Here is a 17,174-nt window from a genome sequence, read left to right as displayed (position 1 = left end):
TCAGGAGGCCTCCTTGACTTTCTGCCCGGCGACGGTGGCGCCGGACTTGCTCAGCACCGGGTGCAGCAGCACGCGGAATGAATGTTTCTGCGCCAGGCTATAGAAGTCGTGGGCGAAGTCATCCAGGTCCGCGGAGGTCAGTTTCAGACGACGCAGGAAGTAGTTGTAAACCAGCACCGCCGGCACCGCGACAGCGATCCCCACACCGGTGGCGACGAGTGCGGCACCAATCGGTCCGGCCACGGTTTCCAGGCTCGCCGAGCCCGCCGCACTGATGCCTTTCAAGGCCGACATGATGCCCCAAACAGTCCCGAAAAGACCGATAAAGGGCGAGGTGCTGCCAATGCTGGCGAGGATCGCCAGGCCCGTTTCCAGCGAGCGTCGTTCACGCACGATCTGCTGACGCAAGGCACGTTCGAGACGGTCCTGGTGATTGATCGACTGGCTGAGGTCGGCGTTCTGGTGGTCGCTAACCTGAATGGCCGCATAACCTGCCAGCGCCACACGGGCCGCAGCGCCAGGCAGGCTGTTGGCGAAATCGGCGGCAGAGTCAAGGCTTGAAGCGGCCCAGAATTGCTTATGGAATTTTCGATCCTGCGTCTTGAGTCGGGTGAACTGCACGCCCTTTAACAAGGCCAGGCCCCAGGTCGCAACGGAGAAGAGGATTAATAGCCAGATGACGGTGTGTTCGATGGATTCGAAGGGGGATGCGATCAGGTTCATGGTCAGGCTCTCCAACTAGGCATTAAATCGGTTGTAGCGATGCGCCTTTTGTCAGGTGGCCCGCGGTGTCTGTCTATAGGATTGAATTACTTTATTTTGAAGTCGATGGGCACACTGACCCAGCCGTCCTGGGCGACATCGCCCTGCTTGGCTGGCACGAAACTCCAGCGTTTGACGGCTGCCAGTGCGGCGTCGTCGAGTTGATCGCGGCCGCTGCTTTTTTGGATCTGGATCTCACCGGGCTTGCCGCTGGCCAATACATGCACCCGCAACATCACTGTACCTTCCCAGCCGCGACGCATCGCCAGCGACGGGTATTCCGGTGCCGGGTTCTTTAAGTAACCGGCGCTGGCCGACGCCGGGGTCACCGGTTTCGGCGCTGGCGGTGCGGGTGGCGCTGGGGTGGCGACCGGTTGCGGCGGTGCTGGCGGTGCTGGCGGTGCGGGTGGCTGCTCCACAGGTTTGGCCACGGGTTTGGGAATCGGTTTAACCACAGGCTTGGGCTTTGGAATCGGTTTCGGAGGTGGCGGCTTCACGGCCAGCTCATCTTCAACCGGCGGTGGCGGTTCGACCACTGGCTGCGGAATCGGCTCGGGCGGTGGTGGCTCCACCACCGGTGGCGCTGGCTGCGAGAACTCAATGGTCATCGGCGGGATCTCCGGCGGCACCACGGGCAGTGCCGGCGGTGGGTTCTGGTTGACCCAGACAATCACCGCGCCGTGCAACACCAAGGCAAACACCCCGAGCAAGACTCCTTCACGGCGACTCAACACCCGCTTGGGCGTGCTGTGCAGCCGCGACAGCGCCAGGGGTTCCCGGAGGACCCGGCCAAGGTCGAGCAGTTCGCCGCGGGATGCCGGGTGTCGGAACACCTCGAAGGCATTGGTGGCGCTCTGGACATTGCCCATTTATTTACTCCTGTTAGCCTTTGGATAGAACATGCGCCGGCACCGGATTACCGCGCTGGCACCGATTGAGTCACCGTCAAAGGCGTCAGGGAGAACACCTCAGTGTCCGTCAACTTTTCCACCTCGACGCGATGCGGAAAGATCTTCTTTTCCACGAACAAATCGTCGACTTGCTGCAACGCCTGCACATCCCTCGGCTCCACCGGCAACAGCGACTCGTCGCCCCAACTGCGCAGCCGTTGAGAGACTTCAAGCGGGATATCGTTGACCTTGGCGAAGACCCGAGCGTACTCGTCCGGGTTCTGTCGGGCCCACTCGAAGGCCTTGGCGAAACGCTGCAACACGTCGCTCAGCGCCTTGCGCTTGAGCGGGTCGGTGAGCACTTCATCGGAAGCCGTGATGAAGGTCAGCCCGGTGTTGATCCCCTCGCCGCTGATCAGCACCCGCGCGCCCTGCTGCTCGGCAAATGCCTGATAGATACCGAAGGTGGCCCAGGCTTCGATCTTGCCGGCGTTGAATGCGGATAAAGCGTCGGTCGGCAGGACGAACCCGACCTTGACGTCCTGTTCATCAACACCTGCGTTGGCCAGCGCGCGAATCAACAGGTATTGGGAAATACTGCCGCGGGCCGAAGACACCACGACATTTCGGCCTTTCAAATCGGCAACGGTGCGGATATCCGAATCGGCTGGAACCAGGATCGCAATGCCCCTTGATTGACTACGCCGTACCGCTACGATGCGCAATGGCGTGCCCCCGGTCGCGGCGGCAAGCACCGGGGTGTCACCAGCCGGCCCCAGATCGACGGCACCGGCGCGCAAAGCTTCGAACAAGGGAGCAGCACCCTGGAAGTTCGCCCATTCAACTTTGTAGTCGATACCCTCCAACGCATTCGCCGCCTCGACCACGGTGCGCAAGCCCTTGGCTTGATCGCCCAGAATCAGCTTCACGCCGGACAAGTCTGACTTGGCAGCGGATGAAGATTGAGGCGCAACCGTGTCACCGCAACCGCCGAGCAACAACGCGACGCTGGACAACAACACCAACGCAGATTTCCGAACGAGGATCGGCATAACAGAACATTCCCGTGTCAATGAATTGGAAGCTGCATCAGCCATGGGCAAAACGCCGGACAGTGCTGTTCGTGAGCTGACGTTCAGCCACGGCAACGGTTTCCACTTCAACCCCCAACAAACTCAGCAAGCGCGCGCGGATTTCCTGAAAACCCTCCTGACCGGTGTCTCGAGCTCGCGGCAGATCGATCGACAATTGTTCGGCGATCTTGCCGTTGGCCAGCACGATCACCCGGTCGGCCAGCAGGATGGCTTCGTCCACGTCATGGGTGACCAACAGCACCGCCGGGTTGTGTTTGCGCCACAACTCGATGATCAGCCGATGCATGCGAATCCGCGTCAGTGCATCAAGCGCAGCGAACGGTTCGTCGAGTAGCAGCAGCTTGGGTTCGCGCACCAGCCCACGGGCCAGTGCCACGCGTTGCGCTTCACCGCCGGAAAGCGTCGCCGGGTAAGCTTCAAGCCTATGGGCCAGTCCCACTTCCGTCAGCGCCTGCACCGCACGAGCCTTGGCGTCCGGGGTGTGCAGACCGAGAATCACATTCTTCCAGGCGCGCTTCCACGGCATCAATCGGGGCTCCTGAAATACCGCGGCCCGTGCCTTGGGCACCAGCAGATGACCGCTGTCGATACTGTCCAGGCCAGCCAGGCTGCGCAGCAAGGTGGTCTTGCCCGAACCGCTGGCCCCGAGCAGCGCGACGAATTCGCCCGGTGCGATGTCCAGGTCCAGGCCATCGATGACCCGCTGCTGGCCAAATTGGCGCACCACATTACGCAGTTGCACCGGTGCTTCTGACTGCAGGTTTTTTGCCGCGATAGTCGACATGTCAGTTCCTCACAAAAGATGGGCGCCAGGCCAGGGCAAAACGCTCCAGCGTGCGGATCAGTCCGTCGATCAGCAAACCGAGCACGCTGTAAATCAGCAGGCAAATGACGATCACGTCGGTGCGCATGAAGTCCCGCGCATCACTGGCCAGAAAACCGATGCCGGCGGTAGTGTTGATTTGTTCGACGAACACCAGGGCCAGCCAGGAAATTCCAAGCGAGTAACGCAAACCAACAAAGAATGAGGGCAAGGAGCCCGGCAGGATCACATGCCAGATCAACTCGCGACGATTCAGGCCCAGGGTGTTGGCGGCCTCGATCAATTTGGGGTCGATGTTGCGAATCCCGGCGAACAGGTTCAGGTACACCGGGAAGGTCGTACCGGTGACGATCAGCGCGATCTTGGTGAACTCGCCGATGCCAAACCAGAGAATGAACAACGGCACCAGTGCCAGGGAAGGAATGGTGCGCAGCATCTGCATCGGCGAATCGAGGATTACCTCACCGCGCTTGGACAGGCCGGTGATCAGTGCCGCGACGACACCGACGCTGACGCCGATACTCAAGCCCAGCAGCGCGCGCTGCAGCGACACCAGCAAATGCTTGCCCAGCTCCCCGGACACAATCATCGCCCAAAGGGTGCCACCGATTTGCGAGGGTGCGGCGATGATCCGTTGTGGGATCAGGCCGAGCTGCGACGCCAGTTCCCACAAGAGCAGCAACGCAATCGGGCTGAGCAGGCGCAGAAAGACTTCGGGGGTTCGCCAGTTGTGTAGCCAGTCGGGGATCAGCTTCGACGCACCCTGGCTTTCAACAGCCTTGCTGACGGAAAACGAGCTACTAGTGCTCTGCGTATCGAAGGTCTTTTCGGTCATCAGGCTTCCTTCCTCATCAAGAATATGGCTTCGGATTCATGCTATTCGCATAAAAAACGCCAGTGAAATTCTTTTTAGGAATAACCTAATATGATTAAAAATCAGATATAAAATAATCCAGATAAATTATTTGCATAATTAAACGCTGCAACCCACGTCCTGTGGCGGATGCATTCCTGACGCCGATTAAAATGCGCATTCCTGATATCTATTATTTTTTATGATTCATTTAATTAATAATTAACTTAGAACAAAACGGCATTTCACAGCCCTGCCCCCCTGCGCCTACTTTCGACGTCACAGACCGACCCCCTGCCCGGTGGAGGCTTGAATCACGCCTATCCAAAGACAAGGAACCCAGCATGAGCATCGAATTTATCGGTTACATCGGTGGCCACCAATCCTCGGAAACCCAGCCGCGCAGCGGCCCGGTGTTGCAGCCCGAATATGTGGAGACCGTCGCCCGCGCCCATGAGGAAGCCGGTTTCGACCGCGCCCTGGTGGCGTTCCACTCCAACAGTCCGGACAGCACGCTGATTGCCTCCCATGCCGCCAGCGTGACGAAAAAGCTGAAGTTCCTGATTGCCCATCGACCGGGATTCGCCGCCCCGACCCTGGCCGCACGACAGTTCACCACCCTCGACGTGTTCAATGGTGGGCGCACTGCCGTGCATATCATCACCGGCGGCGATGATCGTGAATTACGCGCCGATGGAAGCTACATCGGCAAAGACGAGCGCTACGCCCGCACCGATGAATACCTCGACGTGCTACGTCAGGAATGGACCCGCGAAAAACCCTTCGACTATCAGGGCAAGTACTACCAGGTCGAGGGTGCGCACTCGCAAGTGAAGTCGCCACAACAGCCACACATACCGCTGTATTTTGGTGGCTCATCGGCGGCGGCCATCGCGGTGGCGGGTAAGCATGCGGACGTTTACGCGCTGTGGGGCGAAACATACGAACAGGTGCGCGAAGTGGTGAATCAGGTGCGCGCCGAGGCGGCCAAACATGGGCGCAGCATTCGTTTCAGCCTGTCGTTGCGACCGATTCTGGCCGACACCGAAGCGCAAGCCTGGGAACGTGCCGAGCGCATCCTGCAACAAGCCACAGCATTGGCCGAACAGAACGGCTTTGTTCGGCACGAACCACCGAACGAAGGCTCCCGGCGCTTGCTGGCGGCCGCAGCCCAGGGCTCGCGTCTGGATAAGCGCCTGTGGACCGGGATCGCCGGCCTGCTCGGCGCACAAGGCAATTCGACCTCTCTGGTCGGCACCCCGGAACAAGTCGCCGAAGCCCTGCTCGACTACTACGACCTGGGCATCACCACGTTCCTGATCCGCGGCTTTGACCCACTCAACGATGCCATCGATTATGGCAAGCGCCTGATCCCGCTGACCCGCCAATTGGTGGCCGAGCGTGAACGGCAAGCGGCAGAAAAAGTGGCTTGATCAGTAGCGATTCCGCACGTAATAAAAAGGAGCTTACCTTGCGGTAAGCTCCAATTATTAATGCCTGGCATTAAACCTGTGGCGAGGGGGCTTGCCCCCCGTCGGGTCGCATAGCGACCCCTGCGCCCTTTCATTCAGATCGAGTGGTCTGGATTGTCGACTGCTTCGCAGCCGATCGGGGGCAAGCCCCCTCGCAACAAGAAATCCTTTCGCCACTTTTCTTTGCTACTGTCTTTGCACTTTGCATCGATGAAGCCTTCACGCCCATGACCAACCCAACGCCTGATCCTCAAGCCGTCTGCGCCCCCATCACCCGAAGCGCAATCTTCATCGTCGCCACACTGGCGCCCGGCAGCGATGCCGCCGAGAAAGTCCGAGGCTGGTGCGCCGACATCACCGCCCTTACCCGCTCCGTCGGCAAACGCGTGCCTACCGGTTACCTGTCCTGTGTCTGCGGCTTTGGTTCCAGTGCCTGGGACACGCTCTTCGGCGGCCCGCGCCCGACCTCGCTGCACGCCTTTCGCGAATTCGGTGACGAGGGGCGTCGCGCGGTGTCGACGCCGGGAGACGTTCTGCTGCACATACGTGCAGACCAGATGGACCTGTGTTTTGAGTTGGCGACGCAACTGCTTTCAGCGCTGGGCGATGCGGTTTCGGTGGTGGATGAGGTCCAGGGTTTCCGCTATTTCGACATGCGCAGCATCATCGGTTTTGTCGACGGCACGGAGAATCCGGATGATCGACACATGGCCAAATTCACGATCATTGGCGATGAAGATCCAGCGTTTGCCGGCGGCAGCTATGTGTTGGTGCAGAAATACCTGCACAAGATGGACGCGTGGAACGGGCTGTCCGTCGAGGCTCAGGAACGCGTGATCGGCCGCACCAAACTGTCCGATATTGAACTTGATGATGCAGCCAAACCGACCAATTCCCACAGCGCCTTGACCACCATCACCAAGGACGGCCAGGAGGTGAAAATCCTCCGGGACAACATGCCGTTCGGCCGGCCAGGTGCGGGGGAGTTTGGTACTTACTTTATCGGCTATGCCCGGTCGCCAGAGCCGATCGAGCTGATGCTCGAGAATATGTTTGTCGGCCGGCCCGTGGGCAACTATGACCGCTTGCTGGATTTCAGCACGGCGGTCACGGGTGGCTTGTTCTTCGTGCCTTCGGCGGATTTGCTTGAAGAGTTGGCGGATCGTGCGCCTTAATCGGTCAAGGATGCACAACCTGTGGGAGCGGGCTTGTTCGCGAAAGCGGAGTACCAGGCGCCGGTGATGCTGGATGTGACGACGCCTTCGCGAGCAAGCCGCTCCCACAGGGAATGTGGTGTTGAACTCACTCTTTGTAAGCTGTATCACTACGCTCCAACTGCCGGATCAGCGCATCCCAGTGCCGCGCAACACCCGGCCCGTCACCACTTTTGAACACCTCGGCCTGCTTCTCGACCTTGGCCACCACTTCGGCCGGCGGGAAGATCAAGTCGGCATTGCCACCGGCCTGCGCCGCGATCTGAATGTTGCAGGCACGTTCCAGGCCGTGCAGTTGCTGGAAGGCGTGTTCAACGCTGACACCGGCAGTCAGCAGCCCGTGGTTGCGCAGGATCAGCACACTTTTGTCCCCCAGGTCCGCCACCAGCCGTTCACGCTCGTCCAGGTCCAGGGCGATGCCTTCGTAACCGTGATAGGCCACCCGCCCGGAAAAACCGATGGAATGCTGCGAGATCGGCAACAGCCCATCGCGCTGCGCCGATACCGCGATGCCGTCGCGGGTGTGGGTATGCAGGACCGCTTGCAGGTCGGGACGCGCGCCGTGAATGGCACTGTGGATCACATACCCGGCGTAGTTGATGCCCAGGCCGGTCGGGTCGTCGACGATAGTGCCGTCGATGTCGACCTTGACCAGGTTGGACGCAGTAATTTCATCGAACAATAACCCGAAGGCATTGATCAGGAAATGTTCCTCAGGTCCCGGCACCCGCGCGGAAAAGTGCGTGTAGATGTGGTCAGTCCACTTGAACAACGCCGCGAGCCGATAGGCTGCGGCCAGTTTGACCCGCACTTCCCATTCTTCGGGAGTGACGCGCTGGCGAACATTTTTCGAGACGCTGGATAACGGGCTGACGCTGCTCATGGCAAAACTTCCTGGATGGCCTTAAGGATTTCACGCCAGCCTAGGGGATGCCAAAAAATAATAAAAAGCACATTTTAATCTAAGCTAATTATTATTTTTTTTTATTATAAACCGCCCTCTCCGCTCATCACGCCGCGCGCTTGATCTTCTGCAACGATCCAGCGACCAGTTTGCCAAAGGCATCGACCGGCCCTTGCAGGTTGCCGAGAAAGTGCGGATAGATCAGCCACAGATCCATTAGCGGTTTGAAATCCTTGAGCGGCATCACCGCCAACTGATCGAAATGCGCACTGCGCTCCAGCAACGGACGCGGTACCAGGCCGAGCCCCATTCCGTCGGCGACCAGGCCCAACTGCAACTCGGTACCGAAGGTTTCCAGATTGACCCGCAGAGCCAGTCCTTGATCTGACAGAGTGCGTTGCAACCCGGCGCGGAAACCACAGCCGTCAGGATTGAGAATCCAGCCACTCTGGTAAACGTCGGCGAGTTTGCACGCACGCTTGGGCACTTGCGCCTTGGCGCAGACCACCACCAATTCCATCTTGCCGATGGACTCACCGACGATGTTGTCCGGAAAAATCTTACCCGCCGGGAACAGCGCCGCCGCAGCATCCAGTTCACCGCGTTCGATCTTGCCGACCAGTTGACTGCCCCACCCTGTTGCCACCTGCGCGCGCAATTCGGGGTATTCGACGCGCAGATGCTTGAGGGCATCGAGCAGCACCACATCGCCGATGGTTTGCGGAACGCCCAGGCGCAGCAGCCCGGTGGGCGGCGCATCAGTGGCCACGAGTTCGCGCAACGCGTCCATTTCCCGCAGGATCAAACGGCACTGTTCATAAACCCGCGTGCCGATCAATGTGGGCTTGAGCGGCTTGGTATTGCGGTCGAAAAGCTCCACGCCCAATGCTTGCTCGAAGTTCTGCACACGCCGGGTAATGGCCGGCTGGGTCAGCTGCAACGACTCGGCCGCATGGCTGATGGACTGGCAACGAATCACCTCGACAAAGGCATCGATATCATCAATTTTCATTTGGCCCGCACATAGAGAACAGTCAATAAGATGTCTGAAAAGCATAGTTCTATTGCTGGAATCTGGATAGCCCAGAGCGCTCCTTGGCTCCTATCGATAACGTCTAACGCTATTCAATCGAGTTCTTAATTCCTTTCAGCTATAACCTAATCATTAAAAAATAGCATATTAACAACAATCATTATGCTTAGATAATCACAACAACCTTCGAAACGAACGATGGAATCGCCATGACCCAGGCCCGACACCCGGAGAGACTCAGAGTATTCATAGGCGCCCTGGCTGAACTAATCGACAGCCACCCGCGCGAGGGCGACCTGTTGCATCGCGGTGGCAAGCTGCTCGGCCAATTGGTCAGCCACGACGACTGGCTGCCGGAAGACTTTGCCCGCCCTGACCCGCAGCATTATCAACAATACCTGTTGCATGCCGATTCACGGCAGCGCTTCAGCGTCGTAAGTTTTGTCTGGGGGCCAGGGCAACGCACGCCAATCCACGATCATCGGGTCTGGGGCCTGATCGGCATGTTGCGCGGTGCCGAATATTCCCAAGGTTTCGCCCGCCACACCGACGGCACGCTGGTGGCCGAGGGCAACCGGATTCATCTGCAACCCGGTCAGGTCGAAGCGGTGTCACCCAAGATTGGCGACATTCATCAAGTCAGCAATGCCTTTGATGATCAGGTGTCCATCAGCATCCATGTCTATGGCGCCAACATCGGCGCCGTGCGCCGCGCGGTGTATCAGCCCGATGGCAGCGAAAAACTGTTTATCTCCGGTTATTCCAACGCCTTTCTCCCCAACATCTGGGATCTGTCCAAAGAGAGCCAAGCCTTATGAGTACAAGCCCTGTAAAAAAAGAGCTGATCCGCTCCTTCGCCGAGATTCGAAAGGCACTGTTGAGCAAAGAAGAACTGGCCCTCGTCGATGTGCGTGAAGAGGCGCCTTTCGCTGAGGCGCACCCGTTGTTCGCCGCCAACATTCCACTGTCCAGGCTTGAGCTGGAGGTGTACTCGCGGATCCCGCGGCTGGATACCCCGGTGACCGTCTACGACAACGGCGAAGGCCTGGCGCAGATCGCCGCTCAGCGCTTGCAAGAACTCGGCTACATCAATGTCGGCTTGCTGGAGGGTGGCCTGGACGGTTGGCGCCGTGCCGGTGGCGAGCTGTTTATCGACGTCAACGTGCCGAGCAAGGCCTTTGGCGAACTGGTGGAGAGCCAGCGTCACACGCCATCCCTGGCGGCGGAAGAAGTGCAGGCGCTGCTCGACAGCGAAGCCGATGTGGTGGTGCTCGACGCCCGGCGTTTCGATGAATACCAGACCATGAGCATTCCCACCGGCATCAGCGTTCCGGGCGCGGAGTTGGTATTGCGCGCCCGAGAACTGGCACCGGACCCGGCGACGCGGATCATCGTCAACTGCGCCGGGCGCACCCGCAGCATCATCGGCACGCAGTCGTTGATCAACTCAGGCATCCCCAACCCGGTTTCCGCCTTGCGCAACGGCACCATCGGCTGGACCCTGGCCGGTCAAAAACTGCAACACGGCCAGTCGCGCCGTTTTGCGCCGACCAGCGAAGAATACCGACACATCGCCGCTCAGGATGCCCGTCGCGTTGCCGACAAAGCCCTCGTCGGCCGTGCAACTCTGACCGACTTGCAAGGCTGGCAACAAGAAGCAACCCGCAGCACTTACCTGTTCGACGTCCGCACCCCGGAAGAATTCGAGACCGGCCACCTGCCCTCGGCCCGCTCGACACCGGGCGGCCAACTGGTGCAGGAAACCGATCACTTCGCGAGTGTCCGCGGCGCGCGTCTGGTTCTGGTCGATGACGATGGCGTGAGGGCCGACATGTCGGCGTCCTGGCTTTCGCAATTGGGATGGGAGGTGCATGTGCTGGATGACGTGCAGCCTTCGCATTTCAGCGAAAAAGGTGCCTGGCAGGCGCCGGTCCCCACGCCGCAGCAAGCCGAGGAAATCAGCCCCGAAACCCTGGCCGAATGGCTGACCCATCGCGACAGTGTGGTGCTGGATTTCACCAGCAGCGCCAACTACGTCAAACGCCATATCCCCGGTGCATGGTGGGCACTGCGCGGGCAATTGCGCGAAGCGCTGGCCAACGTACCGGCCGCACAACGCTACGTGCTGACCTGTGGCAGCAGCCAATTGGCACGGCTGGCTGTCGCTGATGTCGAGGCCCTGACCGGCAAGCCGGTGTTCCTGCTCAAGGGCGGCACGGCCAGCTGGATCGCTGCGCAACTGCCACTGCAAGACGGTGAAACTCATCTGGCTTCACCGCGCATTGATCGCTATCGCCGCCCCTATGAAGGCACCGACAATCCTCGCGAAGCAATGCAAGCCTATCTGGACTGGGAATATGGATTGGTGGCGCAACTGGCCCGCGACGCAACCCATGGCTTTTTTGTGATCTGAGCCCTTAAGGCTTCTGCACCGTATACCGGGCAGCGCCGTTTGATACGCCCAACGTTGAATTCAGCCCGACCCCTTTCTCCAGGCGGAGGTGACAAGAAGCATCAAGACCCGCCTGGAGCATGCTGTTATGAGTTTCACCCAGCCATTCAAATATCTGCTGATCGCCACCGCCCTCACCTTTGGCGCCGTCACTCACGCCGCCGACCTGCAACCGCTGTTGGTGGCCAATCAAAAGTCCACGATCAAGGTACTGCTGGAGGTCTCCGGTGAACTGAAAAATGTGCCCTACGAGATCCAGTTCTCCGAGTTCCCCGCCGCCGCGCCGTTAGGTGAAGCGTTGAACGCAGGAGCGGTGGACATCGGCGCCCTGGGCGATGCCCCTTATGTGTTCGCCCTCGGCGCCGGTGCGCCGCTCAAAGTGGTCAGTATCATTCATGCCGAGGGGCGCAATACCACTGCCATTCTTGTGCCCAAGGATTCACCGATCAAGGATGTCTCAGGCCTCAAGGGCAAGCGCATCGTCACCACGCGCGGCTCGATCGGACACTACCTGGCCATCAAGGCCCTGCGCGACGCCGGCCTGAGCACCCAGGATGTGCAGTTCGTTTTCCTGCTGCCCAGCGAGTCAAGACTGGTGCTGGATAACGGCACCGCGGATGCCTGGTCCACGTGGGATCCCTACACCACCGTCGTCACCTCTCAGAGTCAAGCCAAGATCCTGGTCAGCGGCAGCAACCTGCTGAGCAATCACCTTTATCTCGCAGCCACCGACCAGGCCATCGTCGATAAGCGCCAGCAACTGGACGACTTCGTCGCCCGGGTCGACCGGGCCTACCGCTGGAGCAACGAGCACCCCAATGAGTACGCCGCCGCCCAGGCCAAAATCACCGGCCTGCCCCTGGCGGTGCATGTGGCCGTGGCCAAGGCGACCCACATGCAGCCGGTGGTTATTGACGACGCGGTCGTCAGCGGCTTGCAGGCCACCGCCGACATCTATCAGGAAGAAGGCTTGCTGACCCGACACATCGACGTCTCCCAAGGCTTCGACAAAAGCTTCAACACCAAACGTCCCCCACTTACCCAAGCTTCGCGCTAAAGGAGTAGAACCATGAGCAAACAACGCCAACTCAAACTCGGGGCGATGGTCCATGGCGTCGGCCATGGTTGGGGCGAATGGCGCCACCCGCAAGCCCTGCCCAATGCCAGCGTGAATTTCGGTTTTTATCAGCAGCAAACGCAACTGGCTGAAGCGGCGAAGTTCGACTTCGTGTTTATCGCCGACAGCCTGCACATCCATGAGAAGTCGAGCCCGCACTACCTCAATCGCTTCGAGCCGCTGACCATCCTCTCGGCGCTGGCCGCGACCACTCGCCATATCGGCCTGGTGGCAACCGTCACCGTCAGCTACACCGAACCGTTCCAGGTGGCGCGCCAGTTTGCGTCCCTGGACCACATCAGCGGCGGTCGTGCCGGCTGGAACGTGGTGACCTCCTGGCTCAGCGGCACCGCCGATAATTTTGGCAAGGCCGAGCACCCGCCCCATGCGGTGCGCTACCGCATCGCCAAGGAGCATGTGAATGTGGTCAAGGGGTTGTGGGACTCCTGGGAAGACGACGCCTTCGCCTACAACAAGCAAAGCGGCGAGTTTTTCACCCCCGGCAAACTGCATGCGCTGGAGCACAAAGGTGAATTTTTCTCGGTGAAAGGCCCGCTCAACATCGCCCGCTCCCGACAAGGTCAGCCAGTGATTTTCCAGGCCGGTACCTCTGAGGACGGACGTAATTTCGCCGCGGAGAATTCCGATGCGATTTTCGTCAGCCCCGAGGGGTTCGACGAAGCACGCGCCTACTATCAAGACCTGAAAAAGCGCGCCAGCGGCTTCGGCCGGGATGCACAAGAGCTGTCGATCCTGCCGGGCATCCGTCCGATCGTTGGCCGCGATGAAGCAGAAGTTGAAAGCCGCTATCAGCAAGCGGTGGAACTGGTGAGTATTGAGGATGCGATTGTCGCCCTCGGCAGGCCATTCAATGACCATGATTTCAGCCAGTACCCATTGGATGCGCCATTCCCCGAGCTGGGTGACTTAGGCTCCAATAGCCAGAAAGGCGGCTCGGACCGGATCAAACAACTGGCCAAAGACGAAGGCCTGACCTTGCGCGAAGTGGCCCTGCGTTTCTCCCGGCCACGGCGGGATTTCGTCGGGACGCCTGAGCAGGTTGCCGATGCCATTCAAATTTGGTTCGAAGAAGGCGCGTCTGACGGTTTCATCATCAATTCGGTGCTGCCGGACGGCCTGCAATATTTCACCGAGCTTGTCGTGCCTGTGCTGCAACAGCGCGGTCTGTTTCGCGATGAATACAGCGGCACGACCCTGCGCGACAACCTAGGGCTCGAAGCACCCGCCAACCGTTACACAACCGCCCAGGTTCACCAGAAGAGCGAGGCACTGGCATGAGCGAATCCTTTAATCGCCTGCCGGGGCAGTTTAATCGTCGCGGCTTCCTGACGGCCAGCTCACTCGCCATCGGGGCGTTGGGGTTGTCCTCGATGGGATTGGCGTCACGTGCGTTCGCGCAAAACACCTCGCTTTCGGACCTGACCCTGGGCGTCGCCACTTATCGCGGCCAGGAGTCGTATTTCACCGAAGACGCCGGCACCGCTAACCGCCCTTACAAAGTCGATTACGCGGAATTTGCCGGCGGCAACCTGATCGTCGAAGCGCTGGCCTCGGGCAGCCTGGACATCGGCTCCATGAGCGAGATCCCACCGATCTTCTCTATCCAGAGCCATCGCCAACCGCGACTCATCGCAGTGATACAAGGCGACGTGAACAACCAGGTGTTCCTGATTCCCAAGGACTCGAAACTCGAATCGGTCGGGCAGTTGCGCGGCAAACGGGTCGGGTACGTGCGCTCGACCACCTCGCATTACTTTCTGATCAAGGCACTGAAAGAACAGGGCCTGACGATGAACGACATCACGGCGGTAGCGCTCACGCCGCAGGATGGTTTCAGTGCTTTCCAGAGCGGTCAGCTCGATGCCTGGGTGATTTATGGGGTGTTTATCCAGTTAGCGAAATTCCGCAGTGGCGCCCGGGTGTTGAAAACAGCTGAGGGTTATTTGTCCGGCAACTACTTGATGGCGGCGCGCCCCGCGGCCCTCGAAGACCCGCTGCGCAAACAAGCGATTCAGGACTACTTGCAGCGCACGGCGCGCACGCTGGAATGGATCAATAACAACCCCGATCCCTGGGCCGCCAAATCCGCGCAGCTACTGGGCGTCGACAAAGCGGTGTTTCTCGACATGTACAACAGCCGCAGCCAGCCGTGGAAAGTCATCGAAGTGGACGACCAGGCGATAGCCTCGCAACAGGAGGTCGCGGATTTGTTCTTCGCTGCGGGTGTGTTGAGCGAACGGCTGGATGTCAGTCCGTTGTGGGACAAAAGTTTCCGGTTGCTAGCGCTATGAGCCGATTCCCAGCCTTTTTGATCGAGTGAATCCACCATGAGTCTTTCTTCTCAACACCCGCCCTTACTGCGATCTGTCGAGGCGGCGAATTTCGACGCCTTGCTGGAAAACATCGGCGCACAACTCAGCGCCACGGCGCACCTTTATGACGAAAGCGGCGCCTTCCCCCAGGACAATTTCAAGCTGCTGCAGGAGCACGGTCTGGTCGCACTGACCGTGCCCAAAGCTCTCGGCGGTGGTGGCGCGAATCTGGCCCAGGCGCGCAAGGCGATCAGCGCAATCGCCAAGGGTGAACCCTCGACGGCGTTGATCCTGGTGATGCAGTACATCCAGCACGCGCGCCTGCAAGACAGTAAAACCTGGCCCGAAGCATTGCGCCTGCAAGTGGCGCAAGACGCCGTCCAGCAAGGCGCGTTGATCAACGCCCTGCGGGTCGAGCCCGACCTCGGCACCCCGGCTCGCGGTGGTTTGCCAGCGACCGTTGCCCGGCGCACCTCCGCCGGTTGGCGCATCAGTGGCCGAAAAATCTACTCCACCGGCAGTCATGGCCTGACATGGTTCAGCGTCTGGGCGCGCAGCACCGATGAAGATCCGCTGGTCGGTGCCTGGCTGGTGCACAAGGACACGCCCGGCATCAGCATCATCGAGGATTGGGACCATCTGGGCATGCGCGCGACGTGCAGTCATGAAGTGGTGTTCGACAATGTACTGGTGCCGCTGGATCACGCCGTCAGCGTCAGCCTCTGGAGCGCACCGCAACCCGAACTCGATGGCGACGGCTTCCTGTGGATGTCGGTGTTGCTCTCGTCGGTTTACGACGGCGTCGCCCAAGCCGCTCGCGACTGGTTGGTGGATTGGCTGGAACAACGCAAGCCATCCAACCTCGGCGCGTCGCTCTCCACCCTTCCGCGCTTCCAGGAAACCGTCGGGCACATCGACACGCTGTTGTTCGCCAACCGCAGCCTGCTGGATTGCGCCGCCGAAGGACGCACGCCGGCCATTAACGCCGCGCAACTGAAGTACCTGGTGACCGGCAACGCCATCCGCGCCGTCGAGTTGGCCATCGAGGCGTCTGGCAACCCCGGCCTGTCCCGCACAAATCCGCTGCAACGGCATTACCGCGATGTGCTGTGCAGCCGTGTTCACACGCCGCAGAACGATGCCGTGCTGCAAGGTGTCGGCAAAGCGGTCTTCGCCCAGCGCCAGCAAAAGGAACGTCCATGAGCCAGCTCATTATCGCCAGCCAACTGGATGAAGACTTCAACGATGTGATTCGTCAGCGCCTTGCACACACGCATCCTGACGCCCGGTTAATCGATGTGCCGAGCGGCGTACCCAGCGATCTGCCGACTGAAGTCAGTATTTTGTTGGCGCGGCCAATCAATGTTCGCGGCTATCTGGCGCCGGACACACCGCCGCCGGGTTGGCCCTACGGTTTGAAGTGGGTTCAGGTAGTGTCCTCCGGCATCGACTTCTACCCCCAATGGCTGTTCAACGGCCCGCCGGTGAGCACTTCGCGCGGCAGCGCCGCCGAGAACATCGCCGAGTTTGCCCTGGCCGCGATCTTCGCCGCCGCGAAGCGTCTGCCGGACATTTGGGTGCATGACTCGCAATGGAATTTCACCGCACTGACGCCGCTCAAGGGCACCACGTTGGGGATTCTCGGCTTCGGTGCGATTGGCCGCAGCTTGGCGAGCAAGGCCCACGCCTTGGGCATCAATGTGCTGGCGTTGCGTCAGAGTCAGACGCCGTTCGAGGTGGAAGGCGTCGAAGCCGCGCGAGATATCCATGACCTGTTTGCCCGTTCCGACCATCTGGTGCTGGCCGCGCCGTTGACCGGCGCGACCCGGCATATCGTCAACAGCGCGGTGCTCGCCAGCGCCAAACCCGGCCTGCACCTGATCAACATCGCCCGCGGCGGTCTGCTGGATCACGGGGCGTTGCTTGAAGCACTGGACAGCGGAACAATCGGCCTGGCTTCGCTGGACGTCACCGATCCCGAGCCACTGCCGGACGGACATCCGCTCTACACCCATCCACGGGTGCGCTTGTCACCCCATACCTCGGCGATTTCCACCAACAGTGGCCATGAGATTGCTGACAGTTTCCTGGCCAACCTTGAGCGTTATCTCAACGGTTTGGCGTTGGAGAATCAGGCGAACGTACAACGCGGGTATTGAATCCAGCCGAACCACCGTCATCGCGGGCAAGCCACGCTCCCACAGGTCATGTACATAACCTGTAGGAG

General features: G+C 60.0%; 16 protein-coding genes. 9 read left to right on the top strand and 7 right to left on the bottom strand.

The features are described from left to right. From J2Y83_RS09585 to J2Y83_RS09565, 5 genes are all read right to left on the bottom strand, one after another. Positions 1-723 (bottom strand): MotA/TolQ/ExbB proton channel family protein, encoded by a 723-nt coding sequence (locus J2Y83_RS09585; RefSeq protein ID WP_083333779.1) that lies wholly within the window; start codon positions 721-723, stop codon positions 1-3. Between the two features lie 86 nt (positions 724-809). Continuing rightward, positions 810-1,631, bottom strand: a complete 822-nt coding sequence (locus tag J2Y83_RS09580) for an energy transducer TonB (RefSeq protein WP_253394715.1) — start codon at positions 1,629-1,631, stop codon at positions 810-812. Between the two features lie 47 nt (positions 1,632-1,678). Further along, positions 1,679-2,704, bottom strand: coding sequence for an ABC transporter substrate-binding protein (locus J2Y83_RS09575; protein WP_169886298.1), 1,026 nt, complete (start codon positions 2,702-2,704; stop codon positions 1,679-1,681). 37 nt (positions 2,705-2,741) lie between these two features. Beyond that, the gene (locus J2Y83_RS09570) at positions 2,742-3,530 is read right to left on the bottom strand and encodes an ABC transporter ATP-binding protein (protein WP_083333782.1); all 789 of its coding nucleotides are present in this window, start codon (positions 3,528-3,530) and stop codon (positions 2,742-2,744) included. Position 3,531: 1 nt separating this feature from the next. After that, complete coding sequence (locus tag J2Y83_RS09565; RefSeq protein ID WP_094989689.1) at positions 3,532-4,404, bottom strand: ABC transporter permease; 873 nt, start codon at positions 4,402-4,404, stop codon at positions 3,532-3,534. Positions 4,405-4,766: 362 nt separating this feature from the next. Here J2Y83_RS09565 and J2Y83_RS09560 point away from each other — a divergent pair, with 362 nt between their 5' ends. Next, positions 4,767-5,855 carry an LLM class flavin-dependent oxidoreductase gene (locus J2Y83_RS09560; protein ID WP_253394713.1) on the top strand — a complete coding sequence of 363 codons (1,089 nt, stop codon included), beginning with the start codon at positions 4,767-4,769 and terminating at the stop codon, positions 5,853-5,855. 266 nt (positions 5,856-6,121) lie between these two features. Continuing rightward, positions 6,122-7,069, top strand: a complete 948-nt coding sequence (locus J2Y83_RS09555) for a Dyp-type peroxidase (protein ID WP_253394711.1) — start codon at positions 6,122-6,124, stop codon at positions 7,067-7,069. Between the two features lie 127 nt (positions 7,070-7,196). On the opposite strand, the gene J2Y83_RS09550 is transcribed toward J2Y83_RS09555, so the two are convergent. Next, on the bottom strand, positions 7,197-7,991 hold the full coding sequence (locus J2Y83_RS09550) for a class II aldolase/adducin family protein (RefSeq protein WP_169886297.1): 795 nt from the start codon (positions 7,989-7,991) through the stop codon (positions 7,197-7,199). Between the two features lie 127 nt (positions 7,992-8,118). Beyond that, a complete protein-coding gene (locus J2Y83_RS09545; RefSeq protein ID WP_253394710.1) occupies positions 8,119-9,024 on the bottom strand; it encodes a LysR family transcriptional regulator in 906 nt (301 codons plus the stop codon). A 230-nt stretch (positions 9,025-9,254) separates the two neighbouring features. Here J2Y83_RS09545 and J2Y83_RS09540 point away from each other — a divergent pair, with 230 nt between their 5' ends. The 7 genes from J2Y83_RS09540 (at position 9,255) to J2Y83_RS09510 (ending at position 17,106) form a co-directional block, all read left to right on the top strand. Next, complete coding sequence (locus tag J2Y83_RS09540; protein WP_253394708.1) at positions 9,255-9,863, top strand: cysteine dioxygenase; 609 nt, start codon at positions 9,255-9,257, stop codon at positions 9,861-9,863. After that, complete coding sequence (locus J2Y83_RS09535; RefSeq protein WP_083333789.1) at positions 9,860-11,458, top strand: rhodanese-related sulfurtransferase; 1,599 nt, start codon at positions 9,860-9,862, stop codon at positions 11,456-11,458. Before J2Y83_RS09540 ends, J2Y83_RS09535 begins: the two co-directional genes overlap by 4 nt. A gap of 127 nt (positions 11,459-11,585) precedes the next feature. Further along, complete coding sequence (locus J2Y83_RS09530) at positions 11,586-12,554, top strand: ABC transporter substrate-binding protein (RefSeq protein ID WP_083333790.1); 969 nt, start codon at positions 11,586-11,588, stop codon at positions 12,552-12,554. Between the two features lie 12 nt (positions 12,555-12,566). Next, positions 12,567-13,913 carry an LLM class flavin-dependent oxidoreductase gene (locus J2Y83_RS09525; RefSeq protein ID WP_253394706.1) on the top strand — a complete coding sequence of 449 codons (1,347 nt, stop codon included), beginning with the start codon at positions 12,567-12,569 and terminating at the stop codon, positions 13,911-13,913. Further along, positions 13,910-14,926 (top strand): ABC transporter substrate-binding protein, encoded by a 1,017-nt coding sequence (locus J2Y83_RS09520; protein WP_083333792.1) that lies wholly within the window; start codon positions 13,910-13,912, stop codon positions 14,924-14,926. Before J2Y83_RS09525 ends, J2Y83_RS09520 begins: the two co-directional genes overlap by 4 nt. Positions 14,927-14,962: 36 nt before the next feature. After that, complete coding sequence (locus J2Y83_RS09515) at positions 14,963-16,150, top strand: acyl-CoA dehydrogenase family protein (protein ID WP_253394704.1); 1,188 nt, start codon at positions 14,963-14,965, stop codon at positions 16,148-16,150. Continuing rightward, the gene (locus J2Y83_RS09510) at positions 16,147-17,106 is read left to right on the top strand and encodes a D-isomer specific 2-hydroxyacid dehydrogenase family protein (protein WP_083333794.1); all 960 of its coding nucleotides are present in this window, start codon (positions 16,147-16,149) and stop codon (positions 17,104-17,106) included. Before J2Y83_RS09515 ends, J2Y83_RS09510 begins: the two co-directional genes overlap by 4 nt. Positions 17,107-17,174: the final 68 nt, after the last annotated feature.

It is taken from the genome of Pseudomonas marginalis (genome assembly GCF_024169655.1).
Taxonomy (GTDB): domain Bacteria; phylum Pseudomonadota; class Gammaproteobacteria; order Pseudomonadales; family Pseudomonadaceae; genus Aquipseudomonas; species Aquipseudomonas paraveronii.
This window is presented reverse-complemented; position numbering and strand designations above follow the sequence as displayed.

What these genes read in the sequence shown, in the direction of transcription:
- J2Y83_RS09585 (WP_083333779.1), bottom strand. Translation starts at nt 723, where the DNA reads ATGAACCTGATCGCATCCCCCTTCGAATCCATCGAACACACCGTCATC.
- J2Y83_RS09580 (WP_253394715.1), bottom strand. Translation starts at nt 1,631, where the DNA reads ATGGGCAATGTCCAGAGCGCCACCAATGCCTTCGAGGTGTTCCGACAC.
- J2Y83_RS09575 (WP_169886298.1), bottom strand. Translation starts at nt 2,704, where the DNA reads ATGCCGATCCTCGTTCGGAAATCTGCGTTGGTGTTGTTGTCCAGCGTC.
- J2Y83_RS09570 (WP_083333782.1), bottom strand. Translation starts at nt 3,530, where the DNA reads ATGTCGACTATCGCGGCAAAAAACCTGCAGTCAGAAGCACCGGTGCAA.
- J2Y83_RS09565 (WP_094989689.1), bottom strand. Translation starts at nt 4,404, where the DNA reads ATGACCGAAAAGACCTTCGATACGCAGAGCACTAGTAGCTCGTTTTCC.
- J2Y83_RS09560 (WP_253394713.1), top strand. Translation starts at nt 4,767, where the DNA reads ATGAGCATCGAATTTATCGGTTACATCGGTGGCCACCAATCCTCGGAA.
- J2Y83_RS09555 (WP_253394711.1), top strand. Translation starts at nt 6,122, where the DNA reads ATGACCAACCCAACGCCTGATCCTCAAGCCGTCTGCGCCCCCATCACC.
- J2Y83_RS09550 (WP_169886297.1), bottom strand. Translation starts at nt 7,991, where the DNA reads ATGAGCAGCGTCAGCCCGTTATCCAGCGTCTCGAAAAATGTTCGCCAG.
- J2Y83_RS09545 (WP_253394710.1), bottom strand. Translation starts at nt 9,024, where the DNA reads ATGAAAATTGATGATATCGATGCCTTTGTCGAGGTGATTCGTTGCCAG.
- J2Y83_RS09540 (WP_253394708.1), top strand. Translation starts at nt 9,255, where the DNA reads ATGACCCAGGCCCGACACCCGGAGAGACTCAGAGTATTCATAGGCGCC.
- J2Y83_RS09535 (WP_083333789.1), top strand. Translation starts at nt 9,860, where the DNA reads ATGAGTACAAGCCCTGTAAAAAAAGAGCTGATCCGCTCCTTCGCCGAG.
- J2Y83_RS09530 (WP_083333790.1), top strand. Translation starts at nt 11,586, where the DNA reads ATGAGTTTCACCCAGCCATTCAAATATCTGCTGATCGCCACCGCCCTC.
- J2Y83_RS09525 (WP_253394706.1), top strand. Translation starts at nt 12,567, where the DNA reads ATGAGCAAACAACGCCAACTCAAACTCGGGGCGATGGTCCATGGCGTC.
- J2Y83_RS09520 (WP_083333792.1), top strand. Translation starts at nt 13,910, where the DNA reads ATGAGCGAATCCTTTAATCGCCTGCCGGGGCAGTTTAATCGTCGCGGC.
- J2Y83_RS09515 (WP_253394704.1), top strand. Translation starts at nt 14,963, where the DNA reads ATGAGTCTTTCTTCTCAACACCCGCCCTTACTGCGATCTGTCGAGGCG.
- J2Y83_RS09510 (WP_083333794.1), top strand. Translation starts at nt 16,147, where the DNA reads ATGAGCCAGCTCATTATCGCCAGCCAACTGGATGAAGACTTCAACGAT.